The following is a 19,752-nucleotide window of genomic DNA, read 5'->3' as shown; positions in this document are numbered from 1 at the left end:
TTAAATGGCGTTTTATTCTAAACTAATAGAATTTTTCTATTTTAAAAAATCGTCATCAGCCTATCAAAGCTGGATGACGATAGTCGTTAGTTTACATATTTTGTTAAAAAGCCTTCAACTTTTTCTTTATATGCTTTAGGATCGATTGAATAAGATTTGGCGTGTTCGGCACCTTTTACCACAAATTTTTCTTTTGGTGCATTCGTTGCATCGTAGACTTCATCTAACATTTCAAATGGTACAAATTTGTCTGCATCACCGTGAATAAACAACATTGGTACGTCGTTTTTCTTCAACTGGGCAATTGAACTTGCTTCCCCAAAGAAATAACCTGCACGAATTTTAGTGATCAAACTGGTTACTGGAATTAATGGAAATGCAGGTAAATTGAACATATCTTTTAATTGGTATGCAAGCTCATCATTCACCGTCGAATAGCCACAATCTTCGACGATCGCCTTCACATTTTCTGGCAGCTTTTCACCACTAGTCATCATAACTGTAGCGCCACCCATACTAATACCAAATAAAGTGATTTGAGCATTTTTACCATTTTCAGCAATCACTTTATCAATCCATTGCAAATAATCTTTTCGCTCTGGCCATCCAAAACCAATATAATCTCCTTCACTTTCCCCATGTCCTCTGGCATCAGGTACTAAAACATTATATCCCCAGTCATGATACATTTTAGCAAAATCAGCCATTGTTTCAGCACTGCCCATATATCCATGAGCCATAATAACATTTTTATCTGTTTTTTCCTTCGCAGGTAAATAGATTGCCTTTAGCTCCAATCCATCTTTTGAAGTCAAATCCCAATAAGTACGATTATTTTTGTCTTTAAACCATTTTTCTTCGGGTGTCTTTTCTTTTACATCTGTTCCTGGTGTATCGCCAGCTAGAAAATCTTTTTGTGAAGGAACAACTGCATAATTATAGAAGTACATTCCAGCTCCAGTTAATACAATAACGACCAACACTACTATAGCGATCAAAATTTTTACCACACGATTCATTCCATTACTCCCCATTTTAAAAGTATCACTCACGCTTAACTTCTGAAAAAAATGATACTAATTTTTTCAAATCCTTAGATAGTATAATGTTTTATTGGAATTTTCGCAATATTAATCACATATAATGTTAGTATTTTCGGTTTGATAATCAGAAAAAATCATTTGAAAATTGTCAATGATGTTACGTTCTTCCGAAAGTGAAAGTGCTTGTATTTCTTGCAGTGAAAAGTAACCTACATCATTTGTTTCAATACCTGTCTCTATCTTTTCACTTTGCGCCTCACATCGTATAAAGAACTTATAGACATATGTTAATGCTGGCGGAAAATCATGTTTTGACTTATCCAAGATAGCTATCACTCGCTGGGCTTTAACCACTAGACCCGCTTCTTCCAACGTTTCTTTTTCGGCCACTTCTTTTGGTGAGTACCCAATATCAGCCCACCCGCCAGGTAAAGCCCAGCGATTATCACTTTTTTCTTTTACCAACAATAATTTTCCTTCTTGATTAAAAACAACTGCTCGGATGTCTACTTTTGGTGTAGCGTATCCTTCATCTTTTTCAACAAGAATAGTCAATGTTTGGTCTACTAAATCGGGATAAAGAATGCTCATTAACTCTTTTGTTAGTTTAGAAAGCTCTTCATATCGCTCTTGATCAAAAATATCTTTCCCATATTTTTTCCCTGTTTGTGCAATCCCTTGAAGTTTGGTTAATAAAATGCTTAATTCTTTTTCCATTGCGTTTCACTCCTTACCTCTATATTTTATCAAAATGAGCAATCAGTTCACCTTATTTTGGAAGAATCATAACAAAAAAAGAGCTCATACGAAAGTTTTCTGTTCCTTTCATTTGAACTCAATTGTATTTTATTTACTATTTTCAATTAATTTAAAACTAGACCAAGGTTTCAAGAAATCTAATAAGAACAATTCGTCGTCAGCTATACGACCAACAACATTTACCCGTCCATCATTTTTCATTTCTTTTAATGCGATTTGCGTCTCACCTTTATATTGACCATAGCCAACATTGTCGATCACAACATCTCCTTTTGTCATGTCTTTAGTGTTATGTGCTTCAAAGGCTCTGTCTTTAAAGTGAATACGAGTCATCGTTGAGCGCAGCATATATTCTGATCGGTCTCCACGATAGCTGTGAAGACTTGTAAACAAGACTTCTCTTTCATCTTCTGTAATATCATCTGCAACATCCACTTTTACAGATGGATATTCCGCATTGAATGCTTCAGCCATTGCTTTTAATTCGGTTTCAGATGCATAAGCATTACCAACTAAGATATCATCAACCAAACCAGTTAAAAGGAGGTGTTTTACTTGAGTGGCGATTTCTAAATCACGATGGTCTTCTAATGAGCATAAGCCATCTTGAGTCGGCCATGGCCCAAATGTCGCATCATGGGAATTTACAAATGCCATTGTATTTAAATTATATTTTATGAATTTTTCAGAACAAAAAACAAAATGATCATAACCTAAACCAGAATAACGATGTGGATAAAAATTGTGCGAACCTAATAAGTTATCTGTATTTGGTGAATAACTCATGATATTATCTACATAACTTGTCCCGGTACTCATATTGATTTCGATTTTGATACCATATGGATTGCGAGTCATTTTTGCTTCTTCAGCACCTGTAAATCCAATATCTAAACGCACACCATATGCGCCCATCTCGTCAAAAAACGATAAGTCATCATAAGAAATTTCTAATTGTTCAAACAAGGCTGGATTAATGTCAACCATAACTTCCATTCCAAGACTATTGGCATAATCAACGACTTTTTTAAATGCGGCTAATACCTTTTCTTTCTCTTCTGTAATTTGAAGTAAACTTGTAAAAACACGTTTAAATCCGTATTTATGTGCTAAGTCTAGATAGGCTTTGTCCTTTTCAAAGGTTGAACGTTCTGGATAAATAGAAATACCTAATTTTCCCATTATTAATGCCTCCTATGATTTGTATTGATTATAATGTATCCATTTTCATTATAGCAGATTAAAAAAAAGTGGTCTACACCTTTTATAAATCTTAAAAATTTCTATTTTGACTAGCAGTTCTAGAAAGGATTTGTTATTATAAAGTATAACGATTTTTGAAAGGAAGACTTAACTTTATGAAAACAAAAAAATTCATTGCTGCAATAGCTCTTTTAACTTCAATAATATTATTTGCAGCATGTGGGCCTAAAAATGAGAAAAAATCAGCAGATTCTTCTGCAACATCTTCAACTGAGACGAAAACATCTGAATCTGTTGATGTAAATTCGGTTGAGTTACCTCAATTATCAGATGAAGTCAGCGAAGACGAAGATCTTGTTGAAATGGTCACGACAGAAGGAAATATTGAAATTAAATTGTTTCCTAAACAAGCACCAAAAACGGTAGAAAACTTTATGAAACACGCAAAAGATGGTTATTATGATAATGTTACTTTCCATCGTGTTATCAAGGATTTCATGATTCAAGGTGGCGATCCTAAAGGTGACGGCACTGGTGGTGAAAGTATTTGGGACAAACCTTTCGATGATGAAATTTCTAACCAATTATACAATCTTCGAGGCGCATTATCGATGGCAAATGCCGGGACAGATGAAAAAGGAAATGGCACTAACGGTAGTCAATTCTTTATTGTTCAAAACGATCAAGATGTTTCTGACGGCCTTTTAAAAGATGATTATCCAGAAAAAATCATCGAAGCTTATAAAAAAGGTGGAACACCTTTCTTAGACGGTAAGCATACTGTTTTTGGTCAAGTGACTAAAGGAATGGACGTTGTCGATAAAATCGCAGCAGCTGAAGTTGATGCGCAAGACAAACCGAAAAAAGAGATTAAAATCGAAAAAATCAATATATTGCAAGAAGCAAAATAATAAATAAAAAAGAATGGTGATCTACTGCCATTCTTTTTTTAATCGAATTGGAGATTAAATATGAATAAAATATTGATTACAGGTCCCGTTGGCAGTGGGAAAACAACATTTGCCAAACAACTATCTGCTCAAAAAAAAATTCCTTATTATGAATTAGATGACCTTATTTGGGACCGTCATCCTACAGGAGATAAACAACATCCTGTAGAAGAATCTGCTAAACAGTTACAGGCAATCTTAGCTAAAGAAACGTGGATCATTGAAGGAACCACGACAAGAGATTGGATCAAACCATCTATAGAGAGTGCAGAGATTATTCTTTTATTATTACCTCCCTATTATATCCGAGTATATCGTATTTTTAGTCGTTACATCAAACAAGTCACCAATCGAGAAAGCGCTCATTATAAACCTAGCATTCAGTTACTAAAAAAGATGTTTATCTGGAATCATCATTATGAAAACAAGAATATTTTTGAACTACAAAAGTTACTTTCCTTATCAAACAAAAAACTAATTATCTTGAAAAAAAGTAACGCTTATTCTGATTATGAAAACATTTGCTGAAAAATAAAGTGCGAAAAATTCTTTCCATATCCTCATATATCGACGCTTTACTATTCAATTTAGCAATAAAGTGTTACTGTTAATAAAAGAGGTGAAGACGAATGACGTTCAATCCACAAATCGAAACGCTTATACTTGAGGCTTCCAATCGTAAATCTCCTCATTTTGTAGCAAATGTAATCAATTTTCAGGAATTTGACCAAGAAGACGTAAAAGACACTGCACAAAAATTGATTGAAGATGGACAAATTCAAGCAACTATCCATTTTCATCACAATGATTTATGTACAATTGACTTTATACCTCAGGCTATTTGAACAAATTGATCACAAAAAGACTGCTCGAAAAGAATCTAAACTATTATTGAACAAAGGAAGACGTTTTTTAATATCTTCTCTTTTGTCCAACTTGCTTGTTTAGATTTTTTTACGATTGCAGTCTTTTTATTTATTCAGTTCCTCTAGTGCTTTTTCAGGAACATCCTCTTTAGAAACTTCTTCATAGGTTTCTACGTGAGCACCTTTGTTATAGATTTTTAAATAGCGATCCGTTATTAATTCGTGATCTGCTGTAAACGTTAGATTTTTTTTCTTACCGTCTTTGTCAAACGTTGGTTGCTTATAAGTCGTAATCCCGTAGCCATTAACGCTATCGGCCTTTTTTGTTTTAACATAGACTTCCCCTTTATCAACTAAAGGGTTTAATTGATCAATTGTGCCAGAAAGCTCATCTGATTGGTTTTGCGTATAAAGTTTAGCCCCAAAAAGAGCAGCTCCTGAAAGCACAGCTAGTACAACGATTGTTTTGATTATTTTCACGATTATTCCTCCAAATTTCATTTGATAAACTTATTTTATCAAGAAAACTACGAAAGAAAATCAGTCAAATATACGAAATCTACATAGGTCTTTTGACATAGGTAGTTATCGGTCTATTTATATAGGAACTAGCTAAATCAGGACTTTTAACCTATACAATTATTATAAAAGCTGTATCAAAAACATCTCAAATCAATTTTATGCAATTCTATCCTTATGTTATTTCACTATTTTTTTCAATAGTTGTAAATACTTTGATTAATTGCTCTTCTGTTTGGTTTACTATTCCAGAGATACTCAACGATGCCATTCCAGTCGCAACAATCCATGCTTTCATATGAAGATTTTCAAGTTGTTCTTTTGAGGCATCTAGATACATTTCATCCGCTTGGATGGATTTTTGAAAAAAATCAAATGATAGTTGCTTCAATTCTTGACCATATGAATGCTGATCTACATACAATGATATGTACATCTTGCTGTTGGATTTAGCTAAATTGATAAAATTTAAACCGAAATTTGAAAGACTATGTGAGATTTGCTTTTTAGAAAAGAATTCATTTTCTAACCGTTCATGTGTTGTTTTTAACAAGGTCAATTTCAACTCTTCCATGTTTTTAAATTCAAGGTAAATAGGCTGCGTTGAAATACCCATGTGCTCTGCAACATTTCGTGCTGTTATAAAAGAAAAGCCTTCTTCTGTTAATAAATCTCTCGCTGCTGCCAAAATATGTTGTTTTTTATAAACCTTTTTTCTAACCAAAATAACCCCTCCTTAATTTAAAAGCGTAACGGGCTCTTTCAGTCTCGACAGGAAAATAGGAAAAATCGACTGAGGGGCTCTTTCCCTCTTTCTATTTTTATCTTTTTCTCGAGAGACTAGCCCGTGAAGCTCGATGACGAAAAGCGTAACGGGCTCTTTCAGTCTCGACAGGAAAATAGGAAAAATCGACTGAGGGGCCCTTTCCCTCTTTCTATTTTTATCTTTTTCGCGAGAGACTAGCCCGTGAAGCTTGATAATGTATCACGTGATGATAGCTCGTAAAAACTATTTCATAATTTTCAATTTATAATTATTTACATTTTTATTATTTATTCTTTCATTTTACACTTTTTTATCCAATTGTTTTCTCAATAATTATCAATATATCTAAAAAATATGATAATTTGCTAGACTTTACCAAAATGTTATTGACCAATGAATGTTCTACAGGCTATAGTTAAATTATTGATAGATAACGGGGGTATTTTTATGGCTAAAAATAACAGCCAAACACTTTTTTTACATACTGACAAAAAAAATCAAAAAATAATTGATAAAAATAAAAATTATTATCTTCTCATTTTTTATTGCTTTATTTTGATTCTTATTGGTTTGCTTAGTGAACCTCTTACAGCACTTTGGGCGGGAATGTTTCGCATTTTAACCTCACCTAGCAACTTATTAACTGATTATATTGAACTTGGAACATTTGGTAGTGCTTTTGTAAATAGTGGATTACTCACATTGATCAGTGTTTTACTTGCTAAAAAAGAAAAAATTCCGATCAATGGTCCTATTATCGCAGCATTATTTACCGTATCAGGTTGTTCTTTTTTTGGAAAAAATTTGTATAATTCGATTCCAATCATTATTGGTGGACTTTGTTATGCAAGAATTGTAAAAAAACCTTTTTCTCAATTTATCGTTGTCAGCTTATTCGGTAGTGCTTTATCTCCAATTATTAGTTACCTCACTTTTGGTCTTTCGCTACCTTTGATGTTTTCTATTCCGTTAGGATGTTTAGTGGGTATTTTTATCGGCCTGATTTTACCGCCGTTAGCGTCTCATGTTCTTACCTTTCATCAAGGTTTTTCCTTGTATAACGTCGGTTTTACTTCTGGTTTGATTGCGATGTTATTTACAGGTATTTTAAGAATGTTTGGTTGGAAAATCGAAGGAAAAAATTTAGTTTCAACAGCTTATCATAGTAAACTGCTATTTTTTCTATTATTTTTATTTTTGGTCATGTTTTTTGTTGGATTTATAGTCAATCATTTTTCGCTAAAAGAGTTAAAAGATATCAGTAAAACTTCTGGGAAATTGATCACTGATTTTATTTCTATCGCTGGTGTTGGTGCTACGATGATGAATATGGCGCTCATGGGATTATTACTTGTCGGCTATACTCAAGTTAGTCACTCCACTCTTAATGGTCCGATCATTGGAGCGATTTTATCTGCTGTTGGTTTTAGTGCATTTGGTAATCATCTCTTTAATAGTTTACCCTTATTAGTCAGCGTCTTTTTGACTGCGCAGTTATCTTCGGTTTTTGAAGTGAATCAAACAACTGTCGTTCTTGCGGGAATTTTTGGTACAGGTTTAGCACCTATTGCAGGATATTATGGTATTACCTTTGGTTTGATTGCCGGATTTTTGCATATGTCGTTAGTCACAAATGTCAGCTATCTTCATGGCGGACTAAATCTTTATAATAATGGATTTTCTACTGGTTTTGTAGCGGCCGTCATGGTACCATTACTTGATAATATTTTACAGATCAGAAAGGTGAATCAACATGCTAGAAAGAGATAAGGCAAAGAGAATTGTAGATGAATTATTAACTTACTTTTTTTCAAATGATATTGTAGAAATCCAAATTGATGTTGACTTTACTCCGGAAGGTTTTTCTATCAAAATTCGAGGAAAAACAGCAAAAGAGCCAGAAAATGTCTTGCATTTATTAGAGTTGTTAAATACACCTAGAGATCTAAGTATTGAAAGTTACTATGATGAATTACTTGGGATCACCCACCATGAAGTGGAAGATTATCATCTTCTGGGTCTGATGATCGATGAAGCAGAAATTAGTTTTGATTCACCTATTTTTGAAATCAAAGTATTCAGAAAAAAATAATCATTCAATTAAAAGGATGAAGAGATACCTGTGAATTGACTGGTTACTCTTCATCTTTTTATTGTATTTCTTCTCAGCATTACTAAATGTGTACCATGTATAGGTTGTGCAAAAAAAAGCACCCCAAAATGGGATGCTTTACTTTGTGCTATTTACCATCTACGATATTCAAACGAACTTTTTTTGGTCCATCTACTCGTACACTGTAAACAATTGTACGAATTGCTTTCGCAACACGTCCTTGCTTGCCAATGATACGACCAATATCTTCCGGTGATACGGTCAAATTATACTCTAGAAAAACATCTGATTCTTCTATTTCTAATTTAACCAGCTCAGGCTGACTGACTAATGGGCGAACGATAGTTAAGACTAACTCTTTCACATCTGTCATCATCGGTCACCTTATTTCTTTTCAAGTTTAGCTTCGTGGTGTTTTTTCATAACGCCTTCTTTTGAAAGGATGTTACGAACAGTATCTGAAGGCTGAGCGCCTTTAGACAACCAGTCTAAAACTAAATCTTCTTTTAAAACTACTTCTGCAGGATCTTTTAAAGGATTGTAAGTTCCAACAGTTTCGATGAAACGTCCATCACGAGGAGAACGAGAATCTGCGACTACAATACGGTAAAAAGGACTCTTTTTAGAACCCATGCGTTTTAAACGAATTTTTACTGACATTTTATATATTACACCTCCATTAACTTAATCACAAATGTTAGTTTACCAGATTTAAAGCACACTGTAAAGAGTTTTTTCTTGACACCTTTAAAAAAGCTTTAAACCGCTGATTTCTGGTACTTTTAGTTCCAGATATGTTATAATTATTTCACCTTGGCAGGGGCAAATCAACAATTGCTTAACAAAGATAAGTTGTGAATAGAAAAGAATTTTTCTTTTTTTCATAGCTTATTTTTTTATTATTCAAGTATTGGTTCATAAACATAATAGTCAAATAGTGTTTTTTCCTCAAATCCTATTGCTCTATATAAATGACAAGCCACTTCGTTAGTTGATTCAACCTCTAAATAAATTTCTTTTGCTTGTTTTTCCAACAATTGTTGAATGAGTTGACAGAGTATTTTTCTGCCTAGGCCTTGGTTTCTTAAATCTGCTCTTATGACAAATCCATAAATCCCATATGAATCTTGTTCATTTTCTACCCTAATACTTGCAATTACTTGCTCATTTTTTCTTAAGACAAGTGTTTTTTTCAAATCGTCCGTGTCTAGCGGTACGATTTCTTCTTCTTCTTCTAATCCAGCAATTATGTTAGCTTCTTCTATATTTGCAGGTTCTAAAGTAATATCGTAAGACTTAGAAATAAATTTGTCTACTGCTAAAATCATTGCGTATTCTGAAAAACTGTATTTATATTTATTCATCCCTTTAAGATATTCATTTACAAAAGTATCGTTATGATCTGTAATCAAAAGCTTCTCTTTTATGTTTCGCTGTTGAGAAAATTCTAGCACTGCCTCATTCATTTTTGTATAGATCTCACTGTCGGGTTTTGCAATCATCGTTATTTCTAGCTCTTTCGGATCAAAATTACTTAACGCTGCATAGCCGACTAATTCATCTTCATACCAACAAAGTAAGTGATTAACTTTATCAGTAGTTATGTTGAAAAAGCTTAGATCTAGTTTGTATTCAATAGAATACAGCATTCGATTTTTTTCTTTCAAGTGTTTAATAGCCCTGATTTCTTCAGGTTCAAGATGCATCTTAACTGTCTTTTTTAAGGTCATTGGTTCTCCTTTTTGTCGTAAATTACGTTGATCATATAGAATGTTTATCGGAAATACAGTATGGAATTGGCTGCTTTTTCTCCAAAACAATCGTTGGTTCTTATCTTGCTTTTAAAAAAAAGTGGTTAATTAAATTCAAATAGCCTAAGCAACAATCGAAAATTATTTCGATTCAGACTATTTTTAATTTAGTTCTTCATATCGAAAACATATTGTTATGTGATCATTGATCATCCCAATAGACTCTAAAAAGGCGTAGATGATCGTACTGCCCACAAACTTAAACCCTCTTTTCTTCAAATCTTTCGCTATATTATCAGATAATTCATTTGTTGTAGGAATCTCTACTTGATTTTGATAAGCGTTTTTCAAAACACTTTGAGCATTGAATCCCCATAAATAATTGGAAAAAGAGACAAATTCATTCTGAATCTCAATAATTTTTTGAGCATTATGGATAGTTGCCTCGATTTTTCTACGATTACGGATGATTCCTGGATCATTCAAAAGTTCTTGAATCTTATTTTCATCGTAAAGAGCGACTTTTTTTATATCGAAATCGTCAAAAGCAGCATCAAAATCGTTTTCTTTGTTCAAAATAGTTTGCCAACTTAAGCCAGCTTGGTTGATATCCAATATCAATTTTCTAAACAGGCGCTGATCATCATAGACTGGAACTCCCCAAATCGTATCATGATAGTGTTTCATTTTTTCATTACCTTCTGCCCAAGAACATCGTTTTTTCATCGTTGCCCCTCCAAGGATTTCATTTTTTGAACCATTCATTCTTTTAATGTTTACCCCTAAATATATTGGAAGCATAAAAATTATCGACACGGTCAAAAATAAATCTGCTTTGAATTATCGTTCATCAAAAAAAGCAGCCCAAAATCTAATGACTGTGGCCTGCTTTTTTTTTCAACTCTATTTTTTCTTCTTTTTCTTTTTCTTGTTTTTCTTCACCATACGATTCATGGCCATTTTTCCGAGTTTACCTTTGATACCTCCACCAAGCATTTGATCCATACCTGGAATATCCATGTTGCCTTTAGACATTTGTTGCATCATTTTTTTAGATTCTTTGAATTGTTTGATCATTCGATTGACTTCAACGACATTATTTCCTGAACCGGCTGCAATTCTACGGCGGCGGCTTGGATTCAGCAAATCTGGATTTTCTCTTTCAGCTGGTGTCATTGAAAGCACCATTGCTTTTTTACGTGCTACATCTTTTGGATCCACTTTGACGTTTTCTAGACCAGGCATATTATTCATTCCTGGAATCATTTTTAACAAGTCTTCGATTGGTCCCATACCCATTACTTGGTCTAATTGCTCAATAAAATCATTAAAGTCAAAGCTATTTTCCTTCATTTTTACTGCAAGTTCTTCAGCTTTTTTCTCATCATAATCTTGTTGTGCTTTTTCAATCAGTGTCAGCATATCTCCCATACCTAAAATACGGCTGGACATACGATCCGGATGGAAAATTTCTAAATCAGTTAATTTTTCACCAGAACCGATAAATTTGATTGGTGCACCAGTGACAGAGCGAATAGATAGTGCGGCACCACCACGAGTATCACCATCAAGTTTTGTAATGACAACCCCTGTTATTCCTAATTGCTGATTGAAGCTTTCAGCAACATTTACTGCATCTTGACCTGTCATTGCATCTACTACAAGTAAAATATCGTCTGGTTGTGCTACTTCTTTGATTTGTTTTAACTCGTCCATCAATGTCTCATCAATATGCAGACGCCCTGCCGTATCAATTAAGACGTAATCATTTTTCTTCTCTTTAGCCAACGCCATCCCTTGACGCACGATTTCGACTGGACTAGTCTCTGTTCCCATATCAAAAACCGGTACATCTAATTGTTGGCCTAAAACTTTCAATTGATCAATCGCTGCTGGACGATACACATCGGCTGCAATCATCAAAGGACGTGCGTTTTCAGTCTTGATCAAATGATTAGCTAATTTACCACCAAAGGTTGTTTTACCAGCACCTTGTAATCCGACCATCATAATCACAGTCGGAATGCGTTCTGATTTGTTTAAGCCAACGGTCTCGGTACCTAATGTTGCCGTTAATTCTTCATCAACGATTTTAACGATTTGTTGCGCTGGCGATAAGCTTTCAAGAACTTCTACACCAACTGCACGGTCACGAACCCGTTTTGTAAAATCTTTGACAACTTGTAAATTTACGTCGGCTTCCAATAAAGCCAAACGAATCTCTCTCATCATTTCTTTTACGTCAGCTTCAGATACTTTTCCTTTACGACGTAATTTGCTCATTGCCTGTTGTAGGCGATCTGTTAAACTTTCAAAAGCCATAATCTCATTCCTCTACTTCTTGTATTTGTTCTATATACTTTAGAATTGTTGTATCTTTCGGATATGTTTCGCTCACGTAGCTTTTAAGTGTCTCTAGCAACTCTCCACGGACGACATAATCAGAAAATAGATGAAGTTTTTTTTCATATTCTTCTAGGATTTTCTCTGTCCGTTTGATATTATCATAAACTGCTTGGCGGCTGATTTCATATTCTTCCGCAATTTCACCTAATGAAAAATCATCGGCATAGTACATCTCCATATAATTCATTTGTTTTTCTGTCAACAAAGTGGAGTAAAATTCAAATAACGCATTCATTCGATTGGTTTTTTCAATTTCCATAGTTGTTACCCCTATCTTCAATCCCTTTTAGGTTACCGATTTCAGAGTGATTAGTCAATAGTTCTTAGTTGATTTTCAAGAATTTTTTCAAAAGATTTTATCAATTGATTAGAATAACTTTGTATATTAGCGTAAAATTCCTTTTTAGAAAAACACTCTTCCATCATTATTTGGTGATTATAGCTAGTAAAAAACTTTGCACTTAGATCATTTTGATTCGGAAAAACTTTTTTGCGGATGAGTACTTTAAAAAGAAACAAACAGTTTATTTCTTTTATTGTATAAAAGCTGCAATGGAACGTCTCATGCCAAGACCTTTGAGAATATATTTACTGACGAGTTAAGTTTTCTACTTTCTGACATCTTTTACTCCTTGGGATCAGTCACCGTTTGCCACTCATTTTCTGAAATCACATTAAGTCCTTTAGAGATAAAATATGCTGTCGCAACCCCTGGACCAGTGCGATGATTACCGGAAAATGTACCATCATAAATTCCTTTACTTCCGCAAGATGGACTATTTTCTTTTAGAATAATCGATGTGATATTTTGTTCAACTAATTTTTGATACGCTGTGATTGCGCCTTGTTTGAACATATCTGTCATATCTTCTCCTCTTTTAGTGAGGACTTTCGCATCATCGTTCCAAACATCAAATCCATCACCGCCCCTAATTTCAGCAGGTTCACGAGGGATCGGTAAGCCCCCTAAAACTTCTGGACAAACAAGCATTGCTTGCCCGTTTTCAACTAATTTTTTTAAAGCGGTGATTTCCTTTGCTTGACCATCATAGCGACAGCAAACACCACCCAGACATGCGCTGATTCCAATCATTTGCTTCCCTCATTTCAATCTTTATTATTATACCATTTCTTTTCCTTTGAAAGTAGTTTTAGAAACATTCCATAAAGTTTTTGATACCAAGAAATTTGTGATAAAATGACGTTGTGTTTATTTCGTATTTAAAGGAGCCGAATAGATGAAGAAAGTATTGGTTGTTGATGACGAACCGTCGATTGTTACGTTGTTGACATTTAACTTGGAAAAAGACGGCTATGAAGTAATATCTGCAGAGGATGGTGCTGTTGGGTATGAATTAGCCCTATCCAATCAATTTGATTTTATCATTTTAGATGTGATGCTACCAAATATGGATGGTCTAGAAATCACAAAGTCATTGCGCAGAGAAAAAATTGACACCCCCATTTTGATTTTAACTGCTAAAGACGATCAAGTTGATAAGATCATTGGGTTGGAAATTGGCGCAGATGATTACCTAACAAAGCCTTTCAGTCCTAGAGAAGTTCTAGCGAGAATGAAAGCCATATTCCGACGTTTAAAACCTGTTTCTTCTAAATCAGAAGAATTTAGTGAAGAGGCTAAAGCGCCTCTAGTATTAGGAGAAATCAGCGTTGATGAACAAAATTATGAGGTAAATGTTCGTGGCGAAAAAATCGAGCTTACGCCAAAAGAATTTGAGTTACTCGTCTACTTTATCAAGCGTAAAGACCGAGTGATTGATCGCGATACTTTACTTGATCGAATTTGGAACTATGATTTTGCAGGTCAAAGTCGTATCGTCGATGTCCATGTCAGTCATTTAAGAGACAAAATTGAAATTGATCCAAAGCGACCTGCCTATTTGGTTACAGTCAGAGGATTTGGCTACCGATTTCAGGAGCCTAAAAAATGAAAAAACGCCAACGCATTGAATATTGGTTAGTTGGAATCGTGATGATTGCTTTATTTTTAGGTAGTATTCTTTTAACAAACTATTTTTTTAAAAAAGAAATAATCGCACAGCAAGAAGACTATTTACAGAAAAAAGGAACCTTGATTCTTGACCAACTCTCTCCTAATTTATTTTTAACACAACATTTTTCAAATCAAGAAAGAAAACTTATCGAGCACTATTCAACAGATAAAAATGAACGATTGACATTAATGGATGCCGACGGAGCTATTTTTTATGACAGTGTGGATTCAGATTTGCAGGAGTCTAGGAAAAACCGGCCTGAGGTCAAGGCAATTCTTTCAGGTGCTGATTTTGGCGCTGCATTAAGAAAAAGTGCGACTTTAAAGGAAGAATTACTCTATTTAGCATTGCCCGTTGATAAAGATGGAGAACTGATCGGGATTATTCGCATCTCAGAACAAACCGAATTTTTTTCTAATAGTATACAATCGTTCAAACGCTATATTTTGCTTACTTTTGGCCTTCTATTTTTGATCATTACCGCGTTCATCTTTTTATTGCTTCATCAAAAAAATGAACCTTTAGTGACTGTTTTACCTGTCCTGAAAAAAATAGTGAAATATCCAGATGAAGCGCGTTCGATCATTCAAGATTCACCTGAATGGAACGAATTGTATCAAACGGTCAATCTTTTAAGCCAACAAATGAGTCAAACGTATTTAGCTTATACGTCCACTGATGAACAATTTCACGCCTTACTGGATGAGTTGATGATCGGTGTCTTTATTATTGATGTTGAGGGAAAATTACAATTGACCAATCCTAAAATGATTGAGATTTTGAGAATCGAAGAAAATGATACAGCAAAAGATTATTTTGAAGTCATTAAAGAACCTGCTCTGATTCATTTGATTCATCAAGTGATCACAGAGAAAAGCTCGGTACACCAAGAAATAAAGCTGACTGACTCGTTGAATGAAACAATTTTGGATATGTCTTTACGCTTTATAGAAGAAGATGGCAATAACTACCAAGTTTTGGGGATTGCTTATGATTTAACACGCGTTAGACAATTAGAGAAGATTCAAAAAGATTTTGTGAGTAATGTATCTCACGAATTAAAAACACCCGTCACTTCCTTATTGGGTTTTACTGAAACCTTATTGGATGGGGCAAAAGATGATCCTGAAACCTTATCACAATTTTTAGAAATCATGCAAAAAGATGCTTTACGTCTGCAGCAATTGATTCAGGAAATTTTACAGCTATCCCGTGATGGAAAAAATATATCCTATGATGATCAAGACATTGCCATACTTCCTTTTACAAATGAACTTTTGCGCTCATATCGTAAAACAATCAAAGAAAAGCATCTAACGATTGACATTCTTGGAGATGAGACAGTTACTTATACTACCAAGTATGAACTATTTTATCCAATCGTTAAAAATTTGATTGAAAATGCGATTCAGTACTCCCAAATTGACGGAACGATCAGAATTGATTTTGGTTTCGCTGAGACGTTCTTTTTCGTTGTGAAAGATTCAGGTATTGGTATTAGTTTAAAAGATCAAGAACGGGTATTTGAACGCTTTTATCGAGTAGATAAAGCAAGAAGCCGACATTCCGGTGGAACAGGTTTAGGTTTATCAATTGTGCATAATTATACTGAATTATTAGGTGGAGTGGTTACAATTGACAGTCACTTAGGTCTGGGTTCTACTTTTACAGTCGAGCTTCCGAAAAATTGAGTACATCAAAAAGAGGTGAACGCATTTCACGTTCAACCTCTTTTTGGTATTTTAGGGGAGAAAAATTTATTTTTTAATGATTGTCCCTGAAACATCTCGTTCAACTTTCATGCCAGTCATTGGTAAGTAGCCTAACTCTTTAACAACGCCTTCTTGAACATCATCTGTCAACATGAAATCTAAAAATGCTTTTACATCTTTATCAGGTTCACCATTGGTATACATGTGTTCATAAGACCAAATTTTCCAAGAATTATCTGCTACATTCTCTTCTGTTGGTTTTACATCATCAATACTTAAGGCAGCTGTCGATTCATCCATGTAAGAAAAAGCAAGGTAACTGATTGCACCTGGTGTTTGTGAAACAATTTGACGAACGGTCCCTGAGGAGTCTTGTTCTTGAGATTGAACAGCTTTTTCTCCATCCAGTCCCCATTTTTCAAAAGTTGCTCGCGTTCCACTCCCGTTTGGACGATTGATTACTGCAATTTCTTGATCTTTACCGCCTAACTCTTTCCAGTTTTTAGTTTTTCCAGTAAAGATATCGATCAACTCTTGTTTGCTAATGTTTTTAACACCAACTTCTTTATTGACCACAGGACCCATTCCGACAACAGCGACACGATGATCAACTAATTTTGAGGCATCTACACCAGATTTTTCTTCAGCAAATACATCAGAATTCCCAATTGTCACAGCGCCATCAGCGACTTGAGAAAGTCCTGTTCCGCTACCTCCGCCCTGAACTGAAATCGTATAATTAGCATGTTCAGAAACGAATTGATCTTTTGCTGCATCTACTAATGGTTGTAAAGCGGTTGAACCAACTGCTACGATTTTAACAGGTTGATTACTATTGCTTCCACTATCTTTAGATTTATTACTGCTCTCACTAGTCGCAGCTCCTTGATTGCCGCACCCTGCGATTAAAAGTCCTACACTTAAAACAATTGCTGATACTAAACGTTTTTTCATTTTTACACGTCCTTTTCAATTAGTTACAAGCTTAGTTTAACAGCGATGTGTTAATTCTGTTTCAACGTTGTGTAAATAATCGGTAAAGGAATGTAAAGGTTCTGTTGAGCTAAGAAAACAGTTAAACGATTGCTCGCTTAACTGTTCGTTTTGATATAATTTCCTATTCGTTTCATGGCTTCTTTTAATGTAGCTAAATCGGCTGCATAACTGATCCGAACATAGCCTTCCGCCTCTTTACCAAAAGCCACTCCTGGAATGATCGCGATTGCTTGTTGTTGTGCTAGATCTATACAAAATTTCATTGAATCTTGTTCATATCCAGCAGGAATTTTAGCAAAGATATAGAAAGCTCCATTAGGTCTAGCTACTTCAAAACCCAAAGAGGTCATTTGTTCGTAAACAAAATCTCGGCGCTCACGATATTCCTCTTTCATCACTGCAGCATCGTTCATACCCTCAACTAAAGCTCTAACTGCGGCTTTTTGAGAAATTGTAGAAGCTGCTGTGACTAAATACTGATGTACTTTTATAATTTCAGCTATCAAGTTCTCAGGACCAAAGATAAAACCGATCCGCCATCCAGTCATTGCATGCGACTTTGATAAACCATTGATCAAAATGGTTTGATCTGGAATAAATTCCGCAATTGATACATGCTGATCTTCATAGGTCAATTCGCTGTAGATTTCATCACTAATGACGAAAATCGAATAATTTTTCAGCACTTCTGCAATAGCTTTTACTTCCTCACGATTGTATGTTACACCAGTTGGATTACTTGGATAATTTAGAATAATCGCTTTGACTTGATCCCCATGTTCTAACATTGCTGCTTCAATCATTTCTGGAGTCAATACAAAATCATTCGATGTAGTGTCAATATAGATTGGTTCTGCTTGAGCCAACGTGATCACCGGTTCATATCCTGGATAAATGGGCGCTGGCATCAAAACTTTATCACCTGGTTCTAAAATAGATAACAAACTTGCTGAAATCGCTTCGGTCGCCCCTACTGTTACCAAAACTTCAGATGCAGGTTGATAACTAACACCATATTTTTCCTTCATAAAAAAAGTGGCTGCTTCACGAACATCTGTCAACCCAGCCATGCCGGAGTAATGTGAAAAATTATTGTCAATTGCATCACGTGCCGCAGTTTTTACATGCTCTGGGGTATTAAAGTCTGGCTCTCCCAATGTTAATTTTATGATTCCTTTAATGTTTGTTACTTGTTCGTCAAATTGGCGAATTGTTGAAACAGCAATTTTATATACTTGCTTGTTAAATTTTTTTGTTAAATCCATGAAACCATCCCCTCATACCTCAGTGATTCGACCATTAAATCAAAATTCTCTACCATTTAGAATTTAAATCAATCGAAACACTTGATTACTATTCATATTTTTATTAATGGAATTATCATAGCATAATTTAATGTAAAATGAAATTTGAATTTCAAAAATCTTTATTTTCTTTTCAAATTCACAGATTTAACTTGCGAAACGCTTGTTGTTTCTTTATAGTTAAAAGAAACGAAGGGAGAGAAACGATAATGAAAGGGATCAGAAACATTACACCATACATTCCAGGAGAACAGCCAAATTATCCTGCGATGATTAAATTGAATACCAATGAGAACCCTTATCCGCCGTCGCCAAATGTTGCTAAGGTACTGAAACAATTCGAGACGGAACAATTAAAACGATACAGTTCCATTGATAATCTCTCTTTAAAAAAAGCATTGGGTATTAAACATGGCTTATCTCCTGACCATTTTTTAATTGGAAACGGATCTGATGAAGTATTGGCCTTTTGTTTTCTCGCTTTTTTTAATAGTCAGGACCCAATTTTATTTCCAGACATCACTTATGGTTTTTATAAAGTTTGGGCGAATCTATTTAAAGTGCCATTTAAGGAATTACCACTAAACAATGATTTTGAAATAGCTTTAGAAGATTATAAACAGATAAACGGTGGCATAATCATTGCCAATCCGAATGCACCCACTGGTTTATTCAAACCTCTAGCAGAAATTGAAGCATTATTGGAGGAAAATAAGGACGTCATTGTAATCATTGACGAAGCTTACATAGATTTTGCAGATCAGTCTGCTGTCGTACTACTGGAAACGTATCCTAATTTAGTTGTTATTCGAACTTTGTCAAAATCAAGTTCTTTAGCTGGTTTACGAGTGGGTTATGCTATCGGCAATCCAAAGTATATTAAAGTTGTGGAAAGTATAAAATCATCTTTTAATCCTTATTCAGTTGATATAATAGCTGAAAAATTGGCTGTTGCTGCAGTTGAGGATGAAAAATATTATGCACAAATAATTAGAAACATTTGCAAAACGAGAGATTGGTTTGCAAAAAACATTGAAACATTTGGGTTTTCTTCTCTGATTTCACAAACAAATTTCGTGTTGCTCACTCATCCTAATTTGACCATTGAGACGCTTTATCATTATTTAGAAGCCAAAGATGTTTTTGTTCGTTATTTTCCTAAAATTGAACGATTAAACAACTATTTAAGGGTTTCGATAGGAACACAAGAAGAAATGGAAAAGGTTTTACAATTAATGAGCGATTTTGTTGAAATCAATGAACAATAATTAAAAACAACTCCAAGAAATCAGAATTAGTTCATCTGGTTTCTTGGAGTTGTTGCGTTATCATTTTGTACTGTTAAATGA

22 protein-coding genes are annotated in these 19,752 nt (G+C 34.5%); 8 read left to right on the top strand and 14 right to left on the bottom strand.

Annotated features, from left to right (window positions below):
* Nucleotides 1–86 precede the first annotated feature (86 nt).
* The 3 genes from AC4BC4_RS07630 to AC4BC4_RS07620 form a co-directional block, all read right to left on the bottom strand.
* Nucleotides 87–1,019 carry an alpha/beta hydrolase gene (locus tag AC4BC4_RS07630; protein ID WP_438756060.1) on the bottom strand — a complete coding sequence of 311 codons (933 nt, stop codon included), beginning with the start codon at nucleotides 1,017–1,019 and terminating at the stop codon, nucleotides 87–89.
* A 111-nt stretch (nucleotides 1,020–1,130) separates the two neighbouring features.
* The gene (locus AC4BC4_RS07625; RefSeq protein ID WP_438756061.1) at nucleotides 1,131–1,760 is read right to left on the bottom strand and encodes an NUDIX hydrolase N-terminal domain-containing protein; all 630 of its coding nucleotides are present in this window, start codon (nucleotides 1,758–1,760) and stop codon (nucleotides 1,131–1,133) included.
* Between the two features lie 129 nt (nucleotides 1,761–1,889).
* On the bottom strand, nucleotides 1,890–2,984 hold the full coding sequence (locus tag AC4BC4_RS07620) for a DUF871 domain-containing protein (protein ID WP_438756062.1): 1,095 nt from the start codon (nucleotides 2,982–2,984) through the stop codon (nucleotides 1,890–1,892).
* Between the two features lie 176 nt (nucleotides 2,985–3,160).
* Here AC4BC4_RS07620 and AC4BC4_RS07615 point away from each other — a divergent pair, with 176 nt between their 5' ends.
* The 3 genes from AC4BC4_RS07615 to AC4BC4_RS07605 all read left to right on the top strand — a co-directional run bounded on the left by AC4BC4_RS07615 (nucleotide 3,161) and on the right by AC4BC4_RS07605 (nucleotide 4,800).
* A complete protein-coding gene (locus tag AC4BC4_RS07615) occupies nucleotides 3,161–3,916 on the top strand; it encodes a peptidylprolyl isomerase (protein ID WP_490477296.1) in 756 nt (251 codons plus the stop codon).
* Between the two features lie 60 nt (nucleotides 3,917–3,976).
* Nucleotides 3,977–4,483 carry an AAA family ATPase gene (locus AC4BC4_RS07610; protein WP_438756064.1) on the top strand — a complete coding sequence of 169 codons (507 nt, stop codon included), beginning with the start codon at nucleotides 3,977–3,979 and terminating at the stop codon, nucleotides 4,481–4,483.
* 101 nt (nucleotides 4,484–4,584) lie between these two features.
* Nucleotides 4,585–4,800: a hypothetical protein gene (locus AC4BC4_RS07605; RefSeq protein ID WP_438756065.1), complete on the top strand. Its 216-nt coding sequence runs from the start codon at nucleotides 4,585–4,587 to the stop codon at nucleotides 4,798–4,800.
* 126 nt (nucleotides 4,801–4,926) lie between these two features.
* On the opposite strand, the gene AC4BC4_RS07600 is transcribed toward AC4BC4_RS07605, so the two are convergent.
* Together AC4BC4_RS07600 and AC4BC4_RS07595 are read right to left on the bottom strand one after the other, a co-directional pair.
* The gene (locus tag AC4BC4_RS07600; RefSeq protein WP_438756066.1) at nucleotides 4,927–5,301 is read right to left on the bottom strand and encodes a YxeA family protein; all 375 of its coding nucleotides are present in this window, start codon (nucleotides 5,299–5,301) and stop codon (nucleotides 4,927–4,929) included.
* Nucleotides 5,302–5,515: 214 nt separating this feature from the next.
* Nucleotides 5,516–6,064: a TetR/AcrR family transcriptional regulator gene (locus AC4BC4_RS07595; RefSeq protein WP_438756067.1), complete on the bottom strand. Its 549-nt coding sequence runs from the start codon at nucleotides 6,062–6,064 to the stop codon at nucleotides 5,516–5,518.
* Between the two features lie 489 nt (nucleotides 6,065–6,553).
* Between AC4BC4_RS07595 and AC4BC4_RS07590 the strand changes: the two genes are divergently transcribed.
* Entirely contained in the window at nucleotides 6,554–7,876 is a 1,323-nt protein-coding gene (locus tag AC4BC4_RS07590) for a DUF1576 domain-containing protein (protein WP_490477295.1), read from the top strand.
* Nucleotides 7,860–8,198 (top strand): hypothetical protein, encoded by a 339-nt coding sequence (locus AC4BC4_RS07585; protein ID WP_490477294.1) that lies wholly within the window; start codon nucleotides 7,860–7,862, stop codon nucleotides 8,196–8,198. Before AC4BC4_RS07590 ends, AC4BC4_RS07585 begins: the two co-directional genes overlap by 17 nt.
* 148 nt (nucleotides 8,199–8,346) lie before the next feature.
* Here the strand turns inward: AC4BC4_RS07585 and AC4BC4_RS07580 are convergent, their stop codons facing one another.
* The 7 genes from AC4BC4_RS07580 to AC4BC4_RS07550 all read right to left on the bottom strand — a co-directional run bounded on the left by AC4BC4_RS07580 (nucleotide 8,347) and on the right by AC4BC4_RS07550 (nucleotide 13,469).
* On the bottom strand, nucleotides 8,347–8,592 hold the full coding sequence (locus AC4BC4_RS07580; RefSeq protein WP_010761444.1) for a KH domain-containing protein: 246 nt from the start codon (nucleotides 8,590–8,592) through the stop codon (nucleotides 8,347–8,349).
* Nucleotides 8,593–8,603: 11 nt separating this feature from the next.
* Nucleotides 8,604–8,879 carry a 30S ribosomal protein S16 gene (gene rpsP / locus AC4BC4_RS07575; protein WP_010761445.1) on the bottom strand — a complete coding sequence of 92 codons (276 nt, stop codon included), beginning with the start codon at nucleotides 8,877–8,879 and terminating at the stop codon, nucleotides 8,604–8,606.
* A 239-nt stretch (nucleotides 8,880–9,118) separates the two neighbouring features.
* Nucleotides 9,119–9,949: a GNAT family N-acetyltransferase gene (locus tag AC4BC4_RS07570; RefSeq protein ID WP_490477293.1), complete on the bottom strand. Its 831-nt coding sequence runs from the start codon at nucleotides 9,947–9,949 to the stop codon at nucleotides 9,119–9,121.
* Nucleotides 9,950–10,132: 183 nt separating this feature from the next.
* Complete coding sequence (locus AC4BC4_RS07565) at nucleotides 10,133–10,696, bottom strand: DNA-3-methyladenine glycosylase I (RefSeq protein WP_490477292.1); 564 nt, start codon at nucleotides 10,694–10,696, stop codon at nucleotides 10,133–10,135.
* Nucleotides 10,697–10,873: 177 nt separating this feature from the next.
* On the bottom strand, nucleotides 10,874–12,292 hold the full coding sequence (gene ffh, locus AC4BC4_RS07560) for a signal recognition particle protein (protein WP_438756073.1): 1,419 nt from the start codon (nucleotides 12,290–12,292) through the stop codon (nucleotides 10,874–10,876).
* A gap of 4 nt (nucleotides 12,293–12,296) precedes the next feature.
* Entirely contained in the window at nucleotides 12,297–12,635 is a 339-nt protein-coding gene (locus AC4BC4_RS07555) for a putative DNA-binding protein (RefSeq protein WP_438756074.1), read from the bottom strand.
* Nucleotides 12,636–13,001: 366 nt separating this feature from the next.
* Nucleotides 13,002–13,469 (bottom strand): 2-thiouracil desulfurase family protein, encoded by a 468-nt coding sequence (locus tag AC4BC4_RS07550; RefSeq protein ID WP_438756075.1) that lies wholly within the window; start codon nucleotides 13,467–13,469, stop codon nucleotides 13,002–13,004.
* A gap of 145 nt (nucleotides 13,470–13,614) precedes the next feature.
* Here AC4BC4_RS07550 and AC4BC4_RS07545 point away from each other — a divergent pair, with 145 nt between their 5' ends.
* The gene (locus tag AC4BC4_RS07545; protein WP_490477291.1) at nucleotides 13,615–14,328 is read left to right on the top strand and encodes a response regulator transcription factor; all 714 of its coding nucleotides are present in this window, start codon (nucleotides 13,615–13,617) and stop codon (nucleotides 14,326–14,328) included.
* A complete protein-coding gene (locus tag AC4BC4_RS07540; RefSeq protein ID WP_490477290.1) occupies nucleotides 14,325–16,082 on the top strand; it encodes a sensor histidine kinase in 1,758 nt (585 codons plus the stop codon). The genes AC4BC4_RS07545 and AC4BC4_RS07540 overlap by 4 nt, the downstream gene beginning before the upstream one ends.
* A 66-nt stretch (nucleotides 16,083–16,148) precedes the next feature.
* Here the strand turns inward: AC4BC4_RS07540 and AC4BC4_RS07535 are convergent, their stop codons facing one another.
* Nucleotides 16,149–17,057: a phosphate ABC transporter substrate-binding protein PstS family protein gene (locus AC4BC4_RS07535; protein ID WP_490477289.1), complete on the bottom strand. Its 909-nt coding sequence runs from the start codon at nucleotides 17,055–17,057 to the stop codon at nucleotides 16,149–16,151.
* 137 nt (nucleotides 17,058–17,194) lie between these two features.
* Nucleotides 17,195–18,364 (bottom strand): pyridoxal phosphate-dependent aminotransferase, encoded by a 1,170-nt coding sequence (locus tag AC4BC4_RS07530; protein WP_490477288.1) that lies wholly within the window; start codon nucleotides 18,362–18,364, stop codon nucleotides 17,195–17,197.
* 248 nt (nucleotides 18,365–18,612) lie between these two features.
* Here AC4BC4_RS07530 and hisC point away from each other — a divergent pair, with 248 nt between their 5' ends.
* Nucleotides 18,613–19,671, top strand: a complete 1,059-nt coding sequence (hisC, locus tag AC4BC4_RS07525; RefSeq protein WP_490477287.1) for a histidinol-phosphate transaminase — start codon at nucleotides 18,613–18,615, stop codon at nucleotides 19,669–19,671.
* Nucleotides 19,672–19,752: the final 81 nt, after the last annotated feature.

The organism is Enterococcus sp. AMC1086 (assembly GCF_058216575.1).
The sequence above is the reverse complement of the archived record's forward strand: the minus strand, read 5'-3'. Positions and strand labels throughout refer to the sequence as shown.

Coding starts and splice junctions, on each gene's coding strand:
- AC4BC4_RS07605 (WP_438756065.1), top strand. CDS start 4,585: ATGACGTTCAATCCACAAATCGAAACGCTTATACTTGAGGCTTCCAAT.
- AC4BC4_RS07615 (WP_490477296.1), top strand. CDS start 3,161: ATGAAAACAAAAAAATTCATTGCTGCAATAGCTCTTTTAACTTCAATA.
- AC4BC4_RS07530 (WP_490477288.1), bottom strand. CDS start 18,364: ATGGATTTAACAAAAAAATTTAACAAGCAAGTATATAAAATTGCTGTT.
- AC4BC4_RS07585 (WP_490477294.1), top strand. CDS start 7,860: ATGCTAGAAAGAGATAAGGCAAAGAGAATTGTAGATGAATTATTAACT.
- AC4BC4_RS07535 (WP_490477289.1), bottom strand. CDS start 17,057: ATGAAAAAACGTTTAGTATCAGCAATTGTTTTAAGTGTAGGACTTTTA.
- hisC (WP_490477287.1), top strand. CDS start 18,613: ATGAAAGGGATCAGAAACATTACACCATACATTCCAGGAGAACAGCCA.
- AC4BC4_RS07610 (WP_438756064.1), top strand. CDS start 3,977: ATGAATAAAATATTGATTACAGGTCCCGTTGGCAGTGGGAAAACAACA.
- AC4BC4_RS07555 (WP_438756074.1), bottom strand. CDS start 12,635: ATGGAAATTGAAAAAACCAATCGAATGAATGCGTTATTTGAATTTTAC.
- AC4BC4_RS07550 (WP_438756075.1), bottom strand. CDS start 13,469: ATGATTGGAATCAGCGCATGTCTGGGTGGTGTTTGCTGTCGCTATGAT.
- AC4BC4_RS07565 (WP_490477292.1), bottom strand. CDS start 10,696: ATGAAAAAACGATGTTCTTGGGCAGAAGGTAATGAAAAAATGAAACAC.
- AC4BC4_RS07620 (WP_438756062.1), bottom strand. CDS start 2,984: ATGGGAAAATTAGGTATTTCTATTTATCCAGAACGTTCAACCTTTGAA.
- AC4BC4_RS07545 (WP_490477291.1), top strand. CDS start 13,615: ATGAAGAAAGTATTGGTTGTTGATGACGAACCGTCGATTGTTACGTTG.
- AC4BC4_RS07630 (WP_438756060.1), bottom strand. CDS start 1,019: ATGAATCGTGTGGTAAAAATTTTGATCGCTATAGTAGTGTTGGTCGTT.
- rpsP (WP_010761445.1), bottom strand. CDS start 8,879: ATGTCAGTAAAAATTCGTTTAAAACGCATGGGTTCTAAAAAGAGTCCT.
- AC4BC4_RS07590 (WP_490477295.1), top strand. CDS start 6,554: ATGGCTAAAAATAACAGCCAAACACTTTTTTTACATACTGACAAAAAA.
- AC4BC4_RS07540 (WP_490477290.1), top strand. CDS start 14,325: ATGAAAAAACGCCAACGCATTGAATATTGGTTAGTTGGAATCGTGATG.
- ffh (WP_438756073.1), bottom strand. CDS start 12,292: ATGGCTTTTGAAAGTTTAACAGATCGCCTACAACAGGCAATGAGCAAA.
- AC4BC4_RS07625 (WP_438756061.1), bottom strand. CDS start 1,760: ATGGAAAAAGAATTAAGCATTTTATTAACCAAACTTCAAGGGATTGCA.
- AC4BC4_RS07570 (WP_490477293.1), bottom strand. CDS start 9,949: ATGACCTTAAAAAAGACAGTTAAGATGCATCTTGAACCTGAAGAAATC.
- AC4BC4_RS07580 (WP_010761444.1), bottom strand. CDS start 8,592: ATGACAGATGTGAAAGAGTTAGTCTTAACTATCGTTCGCCCATTAGTC.